Here is a 1,052-nt window from a genome sequence, read left to right as displayed (position 1 = left end):
CAATAATTCTAACCCAATGAATCAGTCGAGTTAGGATAGTTTATCATGTGAAAGTACTCGGTATGTTAGGAAGGAAAATGCAGTGACCCTGTGAGGTCTCTATTCAAGCCCGTAAGGGGTAGTGGAATATAAGGTTAAGCCGAAGTTTCTGCTACGGATAGAGAAGTCAGACAGTTTCATAGTACGGAAGTAGGTATTAGACCAAACTGGTACCGAACGGAAGGGAACTGACCTCAGTGGACCCAGCTTTAATCATGTGGAATGATAACGGTAACGCTACGAAAGTAAAAACGAGCCGAAAGAACACAAGAAAGGTGACGGATAATAAATGAATCAAGAATTGAAGCTCAAAATGCACAGTATTTATGGACAGCTGTTAGTTGAACGAAAACTAATGGAGGCATGGAAACAAGTTAAAGAAAACAAAGGCTGTGGAGGTATAGACGGTGAAACCCTCGAAACCTTTGCAGAAAAAGAAGAAGAAAAGATTAAAAAGCTTCTAGTTACTCTAAAAGAGAAAAACTATGCACCAAAGCCAGTAAAAAGAGTCTATATACCGAAGAAGAACGGCAAGAAAAGACCTCTAGGAATTCCCACAATAGAAGATAGAATTGTTCAGCAAAGTGTAGTAAATGTCATAAGTCCAAAATTTGAAAATGAAATATTCCATAAGTGGTCATGTGGATACCGAAAAGGATTAGGTGCTGAAAGAACAATGCAAATAATATTATGGAACTTAGAAACAGAGTACAACCATATATATGACTGTGACATTAAAGGATTCTTTGATAATATACCCCATAAGAAGCTGATGAAGATATTAACAAAATATATAGCTGATGGGACTGTCCTAGATATGATATGGAAATGGCTTAAAGCTGGACATATGGAAGAAGGTAAATATCATAATTCAGAATCTGGCACTCCACAAGGTGGATTATGCAAAGCTTTGCATAATCCACCTTATGCAAAGTAGATGATTATGCAAAGTAAATCCTGCTAAGTATTGTTTTGTCTAGATTCTTCTATGACTTACTTTGCATAATATACTG

At 36.8% G+C, this 1,052-nt stretch carries 1 protein-coding gene; it reads left to right on the top strand.

What is annotated here, in order from left to right:
- Nucleotides 1-328 precede the first annotated feature (328 nt).
- Nucleotides 329-976: a reverse transcriptase domain-containing protein gene (locus tag JOC73_RS15050; protein WP_204404696.1), complete on the top strand. Its 648-nt coding sequence runs from the start codon at nucleotides 329-331 to the stop codon at nucleotides 974-976.
- The last annotated feature ends 76 nt before the right edge of the window (nucleotides 977-1,052 follow it).

Source organism: Alkaliphilus hydrothermalis (genome assembly GCF_016908555.1).
Classification (GTDB): Bacteria; Bacillota; Clostridia; order Peptostreptococcales; family Natronincolaceae; genus Alkaliphilus; species Alkaliphilus hydrothermalis.
The sequence above is the reverse complement of the archived record's forward strand: the minus strand, read 5'-3'. Positions and strand labels throughout refer to the sequence as shown.

What these genes read in the sequence shown, in the direction of transcription:
- JOC73_RS15050 (WP_204404696.1), top strand. Translation starts at nt 329, where the DNA reads ATGAATCAAGAATTGAAGCTCAAAATGCACAGTATTTATGGACAGCTG.